Below are 14,422 nucleotides of genomic sequence, written 5' to 3' on the forward strand. Positions count from 1 at the left end.
GCGGGGAGAATGAAAGACTCACGCCCCACCTTCGCAATAATCCTCAAGATACGCCCGCTTGGCCGCCTCGTCGCGCGCTGAATAGAGGTACCGGCTGAAGGCCAGCCGCTCGTGGTTCACCGCGGCCAGCTCCCAGACACAGAAGGTGGCGCGGTGCGGGCCGGGCAGCGGAAACAGCGAGAAATCGGGGGCGTCCGATGTCTTGGCGTAGACCGTTTCCCACATCTCGTTGGCATTGCGCCACGAACTCACCAGCAGAAAATGAAAATCGCCGCCGCAGCGGTGCAGGATGACAAAGCCGAGCTCGCCCTTGAGCTTGAGTCGCCCGGTTGCCGTCTCCGCCGCCAGGAAACGCTGTGCCAGCGCACTGGTGTCGCGTGTCACCGGCGTCGCGGCTTCCGCGATGTCGTACCACTTCAGCAGGCCGCCGCCGGCGGGTGCCGGCAACCCCGGTGTCACGGTCTTTGGGTAATGGCTGTAGCCTTCGACATTGCCGAAGCGCGAGAGATCGGCGGGCAGGCCGCTCTGGCTGTTCATGACAAGATCCTCGTCCGCATTGAAAAAGCCCGGCGTCGCCACCGGGCTCTTGTCATTTTGCGTCCGAGGCCCTGGCTTTGCCAGTGCCTCGGAAATGTCTCCTGACAGGGTTGTATCAGGTCGTCAGGCGTCAGTTGCCGTCGATCTCGGCGCCGATGATGGCGATCGCCTGCTGGTAGACGCTGGCTGCGTTCCAGCCCTGCAGTGCGCCGAAATTGGCCTGGCCGGGCTGGTAGCCGCCGCCTGCGCTCCAGCCGTGGCCGCGCAGGAAGTTGGCGGTCGAGGCCAGCGCGTCGGCCTTGGAGCGGACCATGTCGATCTTGCCGTTGCCGTCGCCGTCAGCACCGTATTTCAGCACGTTGACCGGCAGGAACTGCGTCTGGCCGATTTCGCCATGAGCAGCGCCGATGGCGTTGGGCGCCAGCGTGCCGCTCTGGACGAGCTTGAGCGCTGCGTAGAGCTGGTCGGTGAAATATTCCGAACGGCGGCAGTCATAAGCGAGCGTGGCGACCGCCGACAGCGTGTGTTGGTTGCCCATGAAGCCGCCGAAGCCGGTCTCCATGCCCCAGATCGCGATCAGCGGGCCGGCCGGCACGCCATAGCGCGCCTCGATGCTCTGGAACAGCGCCGCGTTCTGCTTCTTGATCGTCTTGCCCTTGGAGGCAATCGCCTTGCCGCCGCGCTTGGCCATGAACTGGTCAAGCGAGAGCTTGAAGCTCTTCTGGTTGCGGTCGGCGTAGATCGTCTTGGTGGCATAGGTCGTCTTGGCGAGAGCGCTCAGCGCGTTGCCCTTGATGCCGTTCGCCGCCGCCTGGTCGGCAAATGCCGCCTTCCATGCTTCGAAGCCGCCCGCGTTGTTGCCGCATTCCGCCGCAATTGAGCTGCCTGCCGAAACCGCCAGCATGGCGGAGGCCGCAGCAAAAGTCTTCACCTTGGCAGTCAATGCCATGCCGTTCTCCTGATGCCTGAATCAAATGTCCCTGGGAGGGGTGTTGCCAGCCCAACGCTCGCTTTTTAGCATTAAGAAGGCGTTTACGTCCCCGTCTGCCTGCAATGGCAGGTGGCAAAATTGTCGCATAGGATCAAGCGGTGAATATGGCGAGAGCGGGGAAAAAACATGGATGATGTCGATGTTGTGATCGTCGGCGCCGGTTCCGCCGGCCTTTCGGCGGCAAAAGTCCTGCGTGCCGCAGGACTTAGCTTCAAAGTGCTGGAAGCCATGGATCGTATAGGGGGGCGCGCCTGGACCAGCAGCAAACACTTCGGTGCGCCCTTCGACATCGGTTGCGCCTGGTTGCACGCCGCCGATCGCAACCCCTATTTCCCGGAGGCCGAGGCCGCCGGCTGGACCATGCATCATCACGACATGAACATTGATCACCTCTACTATCGCAACCGTAAGGCGAGTGAGGCCGAGGAAGCGGAGGTCAAACAGGCGGATGCCGCCATGGCGGCCTTACTTGAAAGTCACGCCGACCCCGACGACCGGCTTGGCGCGCTCTTGGCCAAGGGACGCTCGTCGCGTGCCGCCGCCACCTTCTGCGGACCGATGGATTTCGGCGCCGACGAAGACGAGATTTCGATCGCCGACTTCAGGAATGCCGCCGATCTCGATCCCAATTACTTCACCCGGGAAGGGTATGGCGCACTGGTCGCGCGTTTCGGCGCGGATGTTCCGGTCGAGCTTGCCACGCCGGTGCGACGGATCGACTGGGATGGTGCAGGCGTCAGCTGCCACACCGATCGCGGCGTGCTGCGTGCCGGGGCTGCGATCGTGACGGCATCGCCGGCGGTGCTGGCCTTCGAGGAGATCGCCTTTTCGCCCGCGCTGCCGGAACACTATATGACGGCGTTTTTCGACCTGCCGATGGGCATGTTGACCAAGCTGCCCGTCGAAATCAAAGGCAGCCGCCTTGGTCTCAAACCCTTCGATGACCTGCTCATCGAGCGGTCCGCGCGTCACGACATCTACTTCCTCAGCTTTCCCTTCGATCTCGACCTGATGGTCGGCTTCGTCGGCGGCGATTTCGCCTGGGAGCTGTCGGCAGCCGGCGAGGCAGCCGGCGTCGATTTCGCCACCGACCGGCTGTGCGAGATCTTCGGCAACGACACGCGCAAGCATGTCGGCCGGGCGATGATGACGAATTGGGGCGGCGAACGCTATGTCAGGGGCGCCTATGCCGCAGCGCGTCCCGGTCGTTCCGAGGCGCGGTCGGTCCTGATGCAGCCGCTCGGCGAGCGCATCTTCTTTGCCGGCGAGCATCTTGCGGGGCCGCTGATCCAGACCTGCGGTGGGGCCCGGCTGTCGGGCGAAGCGGTGGCAGGACAGGTCGCTTCGCAACTGGCGACACATTGGAGGACATCAGCTTAGCGAACGTCAATCTGCTACAATTCGTGAGCGTTCCGGGCCATTTCGTCAGGAACCGATGACTGTCGGCTCCGTTTCGGCACCTTGAGGGACCAGGAAAACGGAGCGAAAAGATGAAAACGAAACTGTTGTTGCCCGCCATCGCGGGGGCGCTTCTCGCCTTCTCCGGCCCGTCATTTGCCGACGTTGCCGTGCAGGCTGCGACCGATCTCAACGTCCGCGCCGGCCCTGGGCCGCAATATCCGGTCATCGGCGTCATCGGTGCCGGACAGGGCACTACGCTTCGCGGCTGCCTTGAAGGCAGCAAATGGTGCAGCGTCGCCGATTCCGGCGGCGACGGCTGGGTTTACTCCGATTATCTCGTCGGCGATTTCGGCGGCCAGCAGATCGTGCTTTCGGCGCGTCCGGTCGATTCCGGCGTGATTGTCGTTGATCCGCCGGCTGCCGGTGGCGCCGGTGACGTTGTCATCGACGGCACGACAGGGGCGATCGTCGCTGGTGAAGTGATGCCGGCCATCGAGCCGCCCGGGGCGGTTCGTACCTATGTGACCGACCATCGGGTCGAGCCGGTCTATCTCGACGGCGAGGTCGTGGTGGGTGCCGGCCTGCCTGATACGGTCGAACTGACCGAGATACCCGACTACGAGTATCGTTATGTCAATGTGAACGGCCAGCCGGTGCTGGTTGAACCGTCGACTCGGCGCGTGGTCTACGTGGTCCGATAGCCTTGGAGGCCGCCGGGCAAGCTGTCCGGCGGCCGGTCCTAGAGCGGCGTGATCGACGTCTCGGAAGCATGTTCCGCCCGCTTCAGCATTTGCTCGAACTCTGCAGCCGGCAGCGCCTTGGAATAGAGATAGCCTTGGCCGACGCGACAGCCCATGGCGTAGAGTGCCGCCTCCTGTGCCCGCGTCTCGATGCCTTCGGCGATAACCGACAGCCCCATGTCACCGGCCATGCCGAGCACCGCGCGCACGATTGCCGCGTCCTGCGGATCGCGCAGCATGTCGCGGATGAAACTGCGGTCGACCTTGAGCACCGTGAGGGGAAAACGCTTGATAGTGCTGAGTGCTGCGTGGCCGGTGCCGAAATCGTCGAAGGCGAGGCCGACGCCCGCCTTGCCGAGTTTGCGGAACGGCTCCAGAGTACGCTCTTCATAATCGAGCGCGATGGTTTCGGTGACCTCGAGTTCGAGCGCGTCGGCAAGCAGACCGTGACGCGACAGCGTCGACGTCACGGTTTCGGCCAGGTTACCGGCGTTGACCTGAACGGCAAACAGATTGACGGCCATCGTGATGGGGGCAAAGCCTGAAGCCCGCCACGCGGCCGACTGTCGGCAGGCCTCATCAAGGATCCAGTTGCCCACCGTCAGCGCGCCGGAATGCGTTTCGAGCACGGCAAGGAAATCGGCGGGCGCGAGCAGCCCGCGTAACGGGTGGTTCCAGCGCAGCAGCGCCTCGGCGCCCATCACCCTGCCGCTCTCCAGACAGACCTGCGGCTGATAGTGCAGCACGAATTCCCGGGCCCTGATGGCGCGCAGCAACTCGTCCTGCAGCGCGCGCCGTACGGCCACGGCGTTGCGCATGCCAGGCTCGAATATGCGATAGCTGCCGCCTTGCTGCCGTGCGCGGTAAAGCGCCAGATCGGCGCTGGCCATCAGCTCTTCCGAGTCACCGCCATCGCGGGGCGCAACCGCGCCGCCAATGCTGACGCCGAGCTTGAGAAAGTGGTCGCCGATCTCGAAGGGCTGTTCGAACGAATGCAGCAGGCTGTTGGCGGCGGCAGCGACCGCCGCCGGCCTGTCGATACCGCGCAACAGCACCGCAAACTCGTCGCTGCCTAACCGCGCCACTATGGCATTGGCGTCGAGCGCTGCGGGCAGGCGCACGGCAAGCGCCTGCAAAAGCGTGTCGCCGGTGGCGTGGCCGAGCGTGTCGTTGACCTTCTTGAAGCCGTCGAGGTCGACAAGCAAAAGTCCGGTCGCCTCGCCTCTCTCAAGTGCATCCTCAAGCTGCATGTCGAACTGCAAGCGGTTGGGCAGGCCAGTCAGCGTGTCCTGATGCGCCAGACGATACAGGCGCATGTCGCGCTGCCTGCGCTCGGAAATGTCGCGGATGATGCCGCCCATGGAAACGCCGTTGGGCCCATCCCAGACCGACAGCGACAGTTCGATGGGGAATTCGCTGCCGTCGCGACGCAGTGCCGAGACCTCGACGGTCTTGCCGCTCAGCTTGGATGGAGTGCCGGCGGCGACGCGCGCGATGCCGGCATTGTGGGCGCCGCGTAGTCTCGCGGGAATGATCAGATCGAGGGTTTCGCCGACGAGTTCGGCCTTGTCGTAGCCGAACATGCGCTCGGCCGACTTGTTGACGAAGGAAATGTTGCGGCTGGCATCGATGACCACCAAGGCGAATTCGATATTCTCGACAAAGCCGGCAAGCGGCGAGGCATCTGCGGTCGGGGTCATGAAGTCACCACCGTCCATACATTTATGCGGATCAACCCGATGATCACACATGGTGGTAGAAGACTCTAAAATAGTACATGTATCCCCCCGGATGGCGCATATGGTAGCAGGGAAGTATTAACAGCCACTGATTTTCGTCCGAGAATCCGCCAACAATCGCCGTTCTCGGGCCCTTGCCTTGACTCGCCCGGCATTTTCCTGTCTACAGCCGTCAAATTCCGCGACGAGTTCCACTCCGAGCGGCCGACCGGGACACCCTTAGAGGTACAAAACGATCCCGGAGGCCAACACCCGGCAGCGCAATGCGCCCCCGGGTGCTTTTTGGTTTGGTTCAGGCGCGCAGAGGCATTACCTCTCGGTTCGACACCGGTTGGCTGAGAGAAGGGAAGTCGAATGTTTGAATCGCTGCAAGAGCGGCTTGGATCGATCCTTAACGGCCTGACCGGCCGTGGCGCACTGTCGGAGGCCGATGTCTCGGCAGCCCTGCGCGAGGTTCGCCGTGCCCTGCTCGAAGCCGACGTGGCGCTGGAAGTCGTCCGCTCGTTCACCGACAAGGTGCGCGAGAAGGCCGTCGGCGCCGCCGTCCTGAAGTCGATCAAACCCGGGCAGATGGTCGTCAAGATCGTCCATGACGAACTTGTCGAAATGCTTGGCGCCGAAGGCGTAGCCGTCGACCTCAACGCGCCCGCTCCGGTCGTCATCATGATGGTCGGCCTGCAGGGTTCGGGCAAGACCACCACCTCGGCCAAGATCGCCAAGCGCCTCACCGAGCGCCAGGGCAAGAAGGTCCTGATGGCCTCGCTCGACACGCGCCGCCCGGCCGCGCAGGAGCAGCTGCGCCAGCTCGGCGAGCAGACCAAGGTCGCGACCCTTCCCGTCATCGCCGGCCAGTCGCCGGTCGACATCGCCAAGCGCGCCGTTCAGGCGGCCAAGCTCGGCGGCCACGACGTCGTCATCCTCGACACGGCCGGCCGCACCCATATCGACGAGCCGCTGATGGTCGAGATGGCCGACATCCGCAAGGTGTCGGACCCGCACGAAATCCTGCTCGTCGCCGACTCGCTGACCGGCCAGGATGCCGTCAACCTCGCCAAGAATTTCGACGACCGCGTCGGCATCACCGGCCTGGTGCTGACCCGTATGGACGGCGACGGCCGCGGCGGTGCTGCGCTGTCGATGCGCGCTGTCACCGGCAAGCCGATCAAGCTGATCGGCGTCGGCGAAAAGATGGATGCGCTGGAGGAGTTCTATCCCAAGCGCATCGCCGACCGCATCCTCGGCATGGGCGACATCGTTTCGCTGGTCGAGAAGGCTGCCGAAACCATCGACGCGGAAAAAGCCGCGGCGATGGCCAAGAAGATGCAGTCGGGCAAGTTCGACCTGAACGACCTCGCCGACCAGCTTGGCCAGATGCAGAAGATGGGCGGCATGGGTGGCATCATGGGCATGATGCCGGGCATGGGCAAGATGAAGGACCAGATGGCCGCGGCGGGCCTGGACGACAAGATGTTCGGCCGCCAGCTTGCCATCATCTCGTCGATGACCAAGGCCGAGCGTGCGAACCCCGACGTTCTCAAGCACTCGCGCAAGAAGCGCATTGCTGCCGGTTCCGGCACCGACGCCGCCGAGATCAACAAGCTGCTCAAGATGCATCGCCAGATGGCCGACATGATGAAGGCCATGGGCGGCAAGGGCAAAGGCGGCGGCCTCATGCGCGGCATGATGGGCGGCCTGGCTTCCAAGATGGGCCTCGGCGGCATGATGCCTGGCGGCGGCATGCCCGACCTGTCCAAGATGGATCCCAAGCAGCTCGAAGCCCTGCAGAAGCAGGCCGAAGCCGCAGGCCTCGGTGGCGGGCTCAAGGGTCTTCCGGGCGGCATGCCTGGTCTCGGCGGCGGTGGCCTTCCCGGCCTGCCCGGCGGCATGAAGCTTCCCGGTCTCGGTGGTGGCCTGCCTGGCCTTGGCAAGAAGAAGTGAGGAGCGCGATGACCGACATCACCCCGCAGGCACAGCTTCAGGAATTGCGCGCTTCGATCGACAACATCGACGCAGCCTTGATCCACATGCTGGCCGAGCGCTTCCGCTGCACCAAGTCAGTCGGCGTGCTCAAGGCCACCCACGGCCTGCCGCCGGCCGATCCGGCGCGTGAGCAGACCCAGATCGCGCGCCTGCGCCGCCTGGCCGACGACGCCCATCTCGATCCCGATTTCGCGGAGAAGTTTCTCAACTTCATCATCCGCGAGGTGATCCGTCACCACGAAATGCTGGCTGCCGAACACAACGGCGCGTCAGACAAGACTACCTCCGCCTGACGGCGGAACAGACAGCAGACCAAGAACAACCCAAGACAGAACTATTCAGGAGTAAGACAATGTCCCTTAAGATCCGCCTGGCCCGCGCCGGCTCGAAGAAGCGCCCCTACTACCACATCGTCGTTGCCGACGCCCGCAGCCCGCGCGATGGCCGCTTCATCGAGGCAATCGGTGCCTGGAACCCGCTGCTGCCCAAGGACGGCGACCGCGTGAAGCTCGACGCCGACCGCGCCAAGCATTGGCTGTCGAACGGCGCCACGGCGACCGACCGCGTTGCCCGCTTCCTCGACGAGGCAGGCATCGTGAAGCGCGACGCTCGTTCGAACCCGACCAAGGGTGAGCCGGGCAAGAAGGCCCAGGAGCGTCTGGCTGCCCTGAAGAAGGCCCAGGACGACGCCGCTGCCGCCATCGCGGCTGCAGCTGCTGCCCCGGCTGAAGCTTCGGCCGAGTAATTTTTCGCCTTATCGGCGAAACAAGCAACGGCGGGCCGAAAGGTCCGCCGTTTTGCTTTTTCGGGGCGTGTTTCAGCCGTTTCGGCGACAGGGACCTGGCCCCGCCCGCGCCACCGCTGCTGCCCCTAAGTACATGACACTTATGTGACATTCGGCTTAAGCAGGCGGTAAGGCGGCAGCGGATAGCTTGCCCCTGACAGCGCGCGGCACGCCGCGCAGGCATGAGGCCGTGCTGTCGGCCGAGGGGGGCTTCGGCATGCCGACAATCGATGCGACGTGCCTGCGACCGGGCTGATCTGGTCCGGGCGGTCTCAGGCTGACAGGTGACCGGATGCTTTTGGCAATGCGAGCTTGGGACAGGGATCGGGCGCTTCCGTCGGAAATGCCGGGTGGTGCGGCGGAGCAGCCGGTCGCAAGGTGCGCCGCGGACCTGTCAGCTGGCGTCGACACCGAGTTCGACGACGTCAGGTTGGTTCTGCGGCGCTGGCAGGCGGCCTGCATCGACGGCGCCTTGCCGCCCTATGAAGAGCTGGCGCTCGGCAGCGTCGGCCGCTTCGCCGACGAGATGGCGGTTGTTCGTCTCCAGCCCGCCACGGACAGCTTCATCCTGCGCGCCGGCCCGCGCTTCGGCGCGATTGCCGGCCTCAGCGTGCCCGCGGCGGTGCTGTCGGTGCTGCCTTTCGCTTTCCAGCGCGCCATATCGGGCGCGATCGAATTGGCCCGCCTGGCGGCGCGTCCGCAATTGGCGCTGTGCCGCTCGATCGTCGACGGCATGGTCTCTACCGTCGAGGTTTTGGCGCTGCCGCTGTCGTGCCGCTGGCCGGGCGAGTATTTCCTGATCTTCGCGCGGCCGCGCAGGAGCCAGATCGACCTGGCTCGGCTGCTCATCAACTCGACCGACGAAGGTATATTAGCGCTCAGCGCGCTCGAATCCGCCGGTGGCGAGGCACGGGACTATCAGGTCCTCAGCATCAACAACGCCGCAGCGCGCCTTCTCGGGGTCTCGGCCGAAGACATGCGATTCAGGCTGCTGTCGCAGGCGAATGCCGCTTGCGGGCTGTCGCGCCTGCTCGACGAATGCGGCGTCGCCCGTGCGCATGGTGTCGCTGCGCCGTCGCTCGAACTGGAATACCAGCTTGGCGGCGAAACCGTCTCGCTGCAGGTCGGCGTCGCTGAAACCGACGGCCTGCTGGCGGTGACGCTGACCGACATACGCGAGATCCGCAACCGCGAAACGCTGTTTCGCTCGCTGTTCGACGACAACCCGGTCCCGATGTATGTGCGCCAGGCCGATGGCGGCGCGTTCCTGAACGTCAACACCGCAGCGCTCAATCTCTATGGCCGAGGCCGGGGCGAGTTCCTGGCGCTCGGCATCGCCGATCTGGAGCCCGGTGTCGCCGACCTGCCGGCGACGGGCGAGCGCTTCGTGCGTCACCGCACGGCGGCGGGCAGCGAGCTCGATGTCATCGAATATGCCAGGAACATTCAGGTCGGCACCGCACCGGCGACGTTGTCGACAATCGTCGACATCACCGAGCGCAAGCGCGCCGAGGATCGCATTTCCTACCTCGCCCACCACGATCCGCTGACAGGCGTCGGCAACCGCACCACCTTCTCGCAGGAGATCGAGGAGGCCGTCGGCGCTGCCGTCGCCGGCCACCAGCCTTTCGCGCTGTTGCTTGTCGACCTCGACGACTTCAAGGCGGTCAACGACACGCTCGGCCATGCCGCCGGCGATTCCCTGCTGGTCGAGACGGCATCCCGCATCCGCACGCTTCTGCGCCGCAGCGACCTCGTCGCCCGGCTCGGTGGCGACGAGTTCGCCATCCTGCTGCGCGGCGCGCTCAGCCGCGCCGATGTCCAGGCGCTTGCCAAACGCATCATCCAGGCGATCAGCGAGCCGCACGCCTATGAGGGCCACAAGCTGTCGATCGGCGCCAGCCTGGGTGCTGCGATCGCGCCGGCCGATGCGCGCGACGCCGGCACGCTGCTCAAATGCGCCGACCTGGCGCTCTATCGCTCGAAGCGCGACGGCAAAGGCGCGTTCCATTTTTTCGAACCGGAGATGGACGCCGAAATGCGCGATCGCCGCGAGCTTGAACTGGAGCTGCGCTGCGCCGACCTCGATCTCGAACTCGAGCTGCACTACCAGCCGATCATTTCGGTGAAGACGGGTGCGCTGCGCGGCTTCGAAGCACTTGTACGTTGGCGCAATCCCAGGCGCGGCATGGTCTCGCCTGCGGAATTCATTCCACTCGCCGAAGAGACCGGCATGATCGAGGCGATCGGGCGTTGGGTGCTCGACGAGGCCTGCCGGCGTGCCGCCACCTGGCCGGACGACCTCGTCATCGCTGTCAACGCGTCGGCTGTGCAGTTCCGGCAGGGTCAATTCGCGCAGACCATCGGCCAGGCGATTGCGCGGTCGGGGCTCGACCCGTCGCGGCTCGAGATCGAAATCACCGAGTCCGTTCTTCTGGCCGACACAGGCGCCAATCTCGCCGTCCTGCAGCAGCTCAAGCAGATCGGCGTGCGCATCGCGCTCGATGATTTCGGCACCGGGTACTCATCGATGAGCTACCTCCGGAGCTTTCCATTCAGCCGGCTGAAGATCGACCGTTCCTTCGTCCGCGATATCGGCTCGAGCCGTGAATCGATGGCGATCGTACGCGCCATCATCGGCCTTGGCGCCAATCTCGGCATCGACACGACGGCCGAAGGCGTTGAAACAGGCGCCCAGCTCGAGCTGCTCCGGCGGGAGCGCTGCGGCGAGATCCAGGGATTCCTGTTCAGTCCGCCGGTCGACGGGGCAGGAGCGGCCGACATCATCGCGAGCTATCGTGGCAACAAGGTTCAGGTGGCTTAGGGCGACTGCTTGACCGAACCGGATGACCGGCCACCTAAGCTGCAGCAAGGTTGCCGGAGGAAATGCCATGCCCGAGAAGATATCCGCACTCAACGCTGACGGTATCTCCGAGCTCTTTGCCGCCGAAGCGGCGCCACTCGAGGTCTTCTCGCATGGCGAGCGCTTCGGATCGAGCTTCCGCCATTTGTCCAGCTTTGGCGGCGGCGACCATGTCGGCGTCGCGCTGGAGGAACTCGCGCCGGGCAAGGAGACGAACCCGTCGCACTCACATGCTCGAGGAGGAGCACGCCTACATCCTCGAGGGCGCGCTGACACTGAAGCTCGGTGCGCGCAACTATGTCATGAAGGCAGGCGACTATGTCTGCTTTCCCGCCGGCCAGAAGGTCGGGCACTCGTTGTTCAACCACACCGATGCGCCGTGCCGTTATCTCATCATCGGCGAGCGCAATCCAAACGATGTCATCGTCTACCCGGAATCAGGCCGCGTCAGCGTCCGCCTGACCGGCGAAGGCTACAGCAAGGCGGCGACGATGGACTATTGGGAGGGCATCGATGCGAGCGCCTCCGATGCCAAGGCCCGGACCGGGCTAGCTCAGGAATAATAAAAATTCTCCGCCGGCAGCATCGGTGGCGGTGTTTCGCCCAGCGCCTCGAACACCGAGATCTCGCAGACCCGGCACAAGCCATCGAGGGCAAGGTCGTTGGCTTCCATGCCGAAGGGGTCTTCGAGTTCTTCGGAGAGCGCATCGAGGCCGAAGAATGTGTAGGCGATCAGCGCCGTGAACAGCGGCGTCACCCAGCCGGCCGAACCCGCCAGCCCGAAGGGCAGCAGCAGGCAGAAGATGTAGGCGGTGCGCTGCAGCAGCAACGTGTAGGCGAAGGGCAGGGGCGTGCCCATGATGCGCTCGCAGCCGGCCTGCAGCGCCGAGATCGCCGCCAGACGCTCGTCGAGGATGCGATAGTCCATCGCCTCCAGCACTTTCGCGCGCTTGAGCGCACCGATCTTCTCGCCCATCCGCCGCATCGCTGCGTCAGGCCTGTTGGTCGCGGCATGGATTTCGTCGACGGCATCGCCGATGAATGGGCGAGCCGCTTCCCTGGTGTCGACGCGGCGCAGTTCGCCGCGCAGGAAATGGCAGAAGGCGAGCGAATCCATCAGGAGCGGCCTGAGTTCGTCGCGGTCGGAGATCATCGCTGTTGCAGCGCGCGACAGGTTACGGATTTCGAAGACGAGCTGGCCCCATAACTTGCGGGCTTCCCACCAGCGGTCATAGGCGGCGTTGTTGCGGAAGCCGAGATAGACGGAGAGCGCGACGCCCAGCAGCGCGAAGGGTGCGACGCCGGCGTCGCCGAGATCGAGCTTGAGCAGCTTGATGGCGGCGACCACCGCGGCGCCATAGAGCGCGAAGCCGAGAATCTGCGGCAGGATGCGGGGCACCACGGAGCCGCGCATGACGAAGAACAGCTTCAAAAGGTTTGTGCGCGGGCGAACGATCATGCGGCGTGGTACCTGTTTCCAAAAGATAGTGCGCCGCCGGGCCTGCCGGTGTCATCTCCAATCACGAGATGAATAGCGATTGCGTTGATTTGTCCGATAAGGCAGCCGGCCCCGCCGCCCAATGGGGAGGCGCAAAACTTGGGTCAGTTCTCGTAGGTTCGCCCGGTCAGCTTGTCGACCAGCCTGCGGAGAATGCCGCCCCGCCTCAGCCGGCGGACCTCGTCCGCAAGCTCGGCTGTCTTGCTCGACAGCTCGCCGAGCTGGAACTGCAGTTCCTCGCTTGGGCCAAGACCCTCGCGCATTCTGACGAAGCTGCGGTCGTAGATCTGCTTCTGCTGCAGAAATCGTTCGATGATCGCGGCCATGGCGCGTTCGTCCTCGTTCGGCTCCCGCCTCGGCCAGGGCTTTTCCGCCAGCACATCGCGGTAGATCGCCTCGATCTGCTCGGCGCCCTTTTCGCTGGCGAAGTCACGCCGCACGCGTTGGGTGACCGCAATGGCATCTTCCGCCCTGTAGGCGGCAATTTCGCGGTCGAGCAGTTCGGGCGATGCTGCGTCGGACAATGCGCCATAGGCGAAGTTCACGGCGGCAAAACCGTCAAACCTGTCCGTCGTCACCAAGCCGCCAACGCCGAAGCGGTCGACATTGATCACGGTGCAGCCCCGCGCCATGGCTTCGAGCGCCATTCGGCCGCTGGCGAATGCCAGATCCGTGCCGCCCAGCCGCTTGACCACGTCGTCCGCTGCCTTGCCGACCAGCTCGCCGCGAAAGGCAATGCCATGGCGCTGGCAGGCTTCGGCGATCATACCGGTAAAGCGAATGGTCCCGGGGTGGGCGAAGATTGCAGCGGTTGCCAGCCTCGCGGGAGCCGGGGCAGCAGGTCCGACGCGCTGCAGGTCGATGGTGTTCGGCCAGAACCTTACCTTCGACGCAGCGATCCCGCATTCGTCCACCAGCCTGCCGCGCAATGCGGCCCGCACATGGAGATAGCGGCTGATCCTGGGATGAATGGGGGGCGCGTCGATCTCGCTGCTGAAGTCGTGGCAGACGTAGATTGCGGGCGTCCCGGGAAAGCGCGTTAGGGCGGCGATGGTTGGTCCGGTGTGATGGCCGTGAATGATGTCGGGCGCTTCGAGCGCCGCCAGCGATGTTGCCACCGGCGAACCCGTGGCACGGATTTCCGCTACTACAGGGCCTGTGATCGGCGCAAACGCGGTTACCGAATGGCCACGCCGCCGCAGTGCCAGCACCGTGTCGCGGACGAGCGTTTCGGTGCCGCTGCGCCCGGTCAGCACGGCATTTGTCATCAGGATCCGCAGCGGCCGGTGCACGCCGTCCTGACGGCTGCTGTCGCTGGCTAGACTATCGCGCGCTATCGTCCTGCCTCCGGTACCTCAGCCCCGCTGCCTCCCTGCGACGGACCCAGTCTACCGTAGCAATGTCCGGAATCAACCTTGAGGGGATTGTGGCCGAGCCGCCGGCATGCCGCGGCGGACGTAGAGAATGTCGGGCAAGCCTTCTTCGTTGGACGAGCCGTCGCCGAAGGCGTCGGCAACAAAGCCGTGGCGCTCGTAGAAACGGCACGCGCCTGCGTTGGCTTCGAAGCAGAAAAGTTTCACGTGAGTCATTGCGGCCGTCACATGGTTCAAAAGCCGGGCGCCAATGCCGCGAGCGGTCCAGTCGGGATCGAGATAGAGCTGTTCGATCCACTCATTCTTGGTGGCGGCAAAGCCGACAATCCTGTCCTCGATCGTAGCGACGGTGACGGTCTGCTCGGCGAGGAGGACGTGCCTGACAAAATACAGGTCTTCGTCGGGTGTATGCAGCTGGGGCATCCAGTTGAAGGCGGCGAGTGCCGCCCTCAGGATGCGGGCGATGTCGTGTGCGTCTTCGGCCTCGGCCGGACGCAGCACGACATCGGGCATTGG

At 64.6% G+C, this 14,422-nt stretch carries 14 protein-coding genes; 7 read left to right on the forward strand and 7 right to left on the reverse strand.

What is annotated here, in order from left to right; translation table 11 throughout:
- Nucleotides 1–18: 18 nt before the first annotated feature.
- The gene (locus tag N7E70_RS03910) at nt 19–537 is read right to left on the reverse strand and encodes a hypothetical protein (protein ID WP_263005603.1); all 519 of its coding nucleotides are present in this window, start codon (nt 535–537) and stop codon (nt 19–21) included.
- A gap of 130 nt (nt 538–667) precedes the next feature.
- Complete coding sequence (locus tag N7E70_RS03915; protein WP_067955848.1) at nt 668–1,486, reverse strand: lytic murein transglycosylase; 819 nt, start codon at nt 1,484–1,486, stop codon at nt 668–670.
- Nucleotides 1,487–1,654: 168 nt separating this feature from the next.
- On the opposite strand from N7E70_RS03915, the gene N7E70_RS03920 reads away from it, so the two are divergent.
- Entirely contained in the window at nt 1,655–2,908 is a 1,254-nt protein-coding gene (locus N7E70_RS03920) for a flavin monoamine oxidase family protein (protein WP_263005604.1), read from the forward strand.
- 110 nt (nt 2,909–3,018) lie between these two features.
- Entirely contained in the window at nt 3,019–3,630 is a 612-nt protein-coding gene (locus N7E70_RS03925; protein WP_067955852.1) for a DUF1236 domain-containing protein, read from the forward strand.
- Nucleotides 3,631–3,668: 38 nt separating this feature from the next.
- Here the strand turns inward: N7E70_RS03925 and N7E70_RS03930 are convergent, their stop codons facing one another.
- Entirely contained in the window at nt 3,669–5,369 is a 1,701-nt protein-coding gene (locus N7E70_RS03930; RefSeq protein WP_067965902.1) for a putative bifunctional diguanylate cyclase/phosphodiesterase, read from the reverse strand.
- 393 nt (nt 5,370–5,762) lie between these two features.
- Between N7E70_RS03930 and ffh the strand changes: the two genes are divergently transcribed.
- From ffh to N7E70_RS03950, 4 genes are all read left to right on the forward strand, one after another.
- Nucleotides 5,763–7,346 (forward strand): signal recognition particle protein, encoded by a 1,584-nt coding sequence (gene ffh, locus N7E70_RS03935; RefSeq protein WP_067955854.1) that lies wholly within the window; start codon nt 5,763–5,765, stop codon nt 7,344–7,346.
- An 8-nt stretch (nt 7,347–7,354) separates the two neighbouring features.
- Nucleotides 7,355–7,681 carry a chorismate mutase gene (locus N7E70_RS03940; RefSeq protein ID WP_067955860.1) on the forward strand — a complete coding sequence of 109 codons (327 nt, stop codon included), beginning with the start codon at nt 7,355–7,357 and terminating at the stop codon, nt 7,679–7,681.
- 59 nt (nt 7,682–7,740) lie between these two features.
- Entirely contained in the window at nt 7,741–8,133 is a 393-nt protein-coding gene (gene rpsP / locus N7E70_RS03945) for a 30S ribosomal protein S16 (RefSeq protein WP_154386255.1), read from the forward strand.
- A 343-nt stretch (nt 8,134–8,476) separates the two neighbouring features.
- Nucleotides 8,477–10,996: a putative bifunctional diguanylate cyclase/phosphodiesterase gene (locus tag N7E70_RS03950; RefSeq protein ID WP_263005605.1), complete on the forward strand. Its 2,520-nt coding sequence runs from the start codon at nt 8,477–8,479 to the stop codon at nt 10,994–10,996.
- A gap of 34 nt (nt 10,997–11,030) precedes the next feature.
- Here the strand turns inward: N7E70_RS03950 and N7E70_RS03955 are convergent, their stop codons facing one another.
- Nucleotides 11,031–11,207 carry a hypothetical protein gene (locus N7E70_RS03955; protein ID WP_246790361.1) on the reverse strand — a complete coding sequence of 59 codons (177 nt, stop codon included), beginning with the start codon at nt 11,205–11,207 and terminating at the stop codon, nt 11,031–11,033.
- Nucleotides 11,208–11,265: 58 nt separating this feature from the next.
- On the opposite strand from N7E70_RS03955, the gene N7E70_RS03960 reads away from it, so the two are divergent.
- On the forward strand, nt 11,266–11,598 hold the full coding sequence (locus tag N7E70_RS03960; protein WP_263005606.1) for a cupin domain-containing protein: 333 nt from the start codon (nt 11,266–11,268) through the stop codon (nt 11,596–11,598).
- On the opposite strand, the gene N7E70_RS03965 is transcribed toward N7E70_RS03960, so the two are convergent.
- From N7E70_RS03965 to N7E70_RS03975, 3 genes are all read right to left on the reverse strand, one after another.
- Nucleotides 11,589–12,494: a bestrophin family protein gene (locus N7E70_RS03965; RefSeq protein WP_067955866.1), complete on the reverse strand. Its 906-nt coding sequence runs from the start codon at nt 12,492–12,494 to the stop codon at nt 11,589–11,591. The genes N7E70_RS03960 and N7E70_RS03965 overlap by 10 nt on opposite strands.
- 143 nt (nt 12,495–12,637) lie before the next feature.
- Nucleotides 12,638–13,801 (reverse strand): glycosyltransferase, encoded by a 1,164-nt coding sequence (locus N7E70_RS03970; protein WP_263005607.1) that lies wholly within the window; start codon nt 13,799–13,801, stop codon nt 12,638–12,640.
- 141 nt (nt 13,802–13,942) lie between these two features.
- Nucleotides 13,943–14,419 (reverse strand): GNAT family N-acetyltransferase, encoded by a 477-nt coding sequence (locus tag N7E70_RS03975; protein ID WP_067955870.1) that lies wholly within the window; start codon nt 14,417–14,419, stop codon nt 13,943–13,945.
- Between the last annotated feature and the right edge of the window lie 3 nt (nt 14,420–14,422).

It is taken from the genome of Aminobacter sp. NyZ550 (assembly GCF_025628925.2).
Lineage (GTDB): Bacteria > Pseudomonadota > Alphaproteobacteria > Rhizobiales > Rhizobiaceae > Aminobacter > Aminobacter ciceronei.

Excerpts from the sequence above, each read along its gene's own strand:
- N7E70_RS03910 (WP_263005603.1), bottom strand. The coding sequence starts at position 537 with ATGAACAGCCAGAGCGGCCTGCCCGCCGATCTCTCGCGCTTCGGCAAT.
- N7E70_RS03915 (WP_067955848.1), bottom strand. The coding sequence starts at position 1,486 with ATGGCATTGACTGCCAAGGTGAAGACTTTTGCTGCGGCCTCCGCCATG.
- N7E70_RS03920 (WP_263005604.1), top strand. The coding sequence starts at position 1,655 with ATGGATGATGTCGATGTTGTGATCGTCGGCGCCGGTTCCGCCGGCCTT.
- N7E70_RS03925 (WP_067955852.1), top strand. The coding sequence starts at position 3,019 with ATGAAAACGAAACTGTTGTTGCCCGCCATCGCGGGGGCGCTTCTCGCC.
- N7E70_RS03930 (WP_067965902.1), bottom strand. The coding sequence starts at position 5,369 with ATGACCCCGACCGCAGATGCCTCGCCGCTTGCCGGCTTTGTCGAGAAT.
- ffh (WP_067955854.1), top strand. The coding sequence starts at position 5,763 with ATGTTTGAATCGCTGCAAGAGCGGCTTGGATCGATCCTTAACGGCCTG.
- N7E70_RS03940 (WP_067955860.1), top strand. The coding sequence starts at position 7,355 with ATGACCGACATCACCCCGCAGGCACAGCTTCAGGAATTGCGCGCTTCG.
- rpsP (WP_154386255.1), top strand. The coding sequence starts at position 7,741 with ATGTCCCTTAAGATCCGCCTGGCCCGCGCCGGCTCGAAGAAGCGCCCC.
- N7E70_RS03950 (WP_263005605.1), top strand. The coding sequence starts at position 8,477 with ATGCGAGCTTGGGACAGGGATCGGGCGCTTCCGTCGGAAATGCCGGGT.
- N7E70_RS03955 (WP_246790361.1), bottom strand. The coding sequence starts at position 11,207 with ATGGTCGCCGCCGCCAAAGCTGGACAAATGGCGGAAGCTCGATCCGAA.
- N7E70_RS03960 (WP_263005606.1), top strand. The coding sequence starts at position 11,266 with ATGCTCGAGGAGGAGCACGCCTACATCCTCGAGGGCGCGCTGACACTG.
- N7E70_RS03965 (WP_067955866.1), bottom strand. The coding sequence starts at position 12,494 with ATGATCGTTCGCCCGCGCACAAACCTTTTGAAGCTGTTCTTCGTCATG.
- N7E70_RS03970 (WP_263005607.1), bottom strand. The coding sequence starts at position 13,801 with ATGACAAATGCCGTGCTGACCGGGCGCAGCGGCACCGAAACGCTCGTC.
- N7E70_RS03975 (WP_067955870.1), bottom strand. The coding sequence starts at position 14,419 with ATGCCCGATGTCGTGCTGCGTCCGGCCGAGGCCGAAGACGCACACGAC.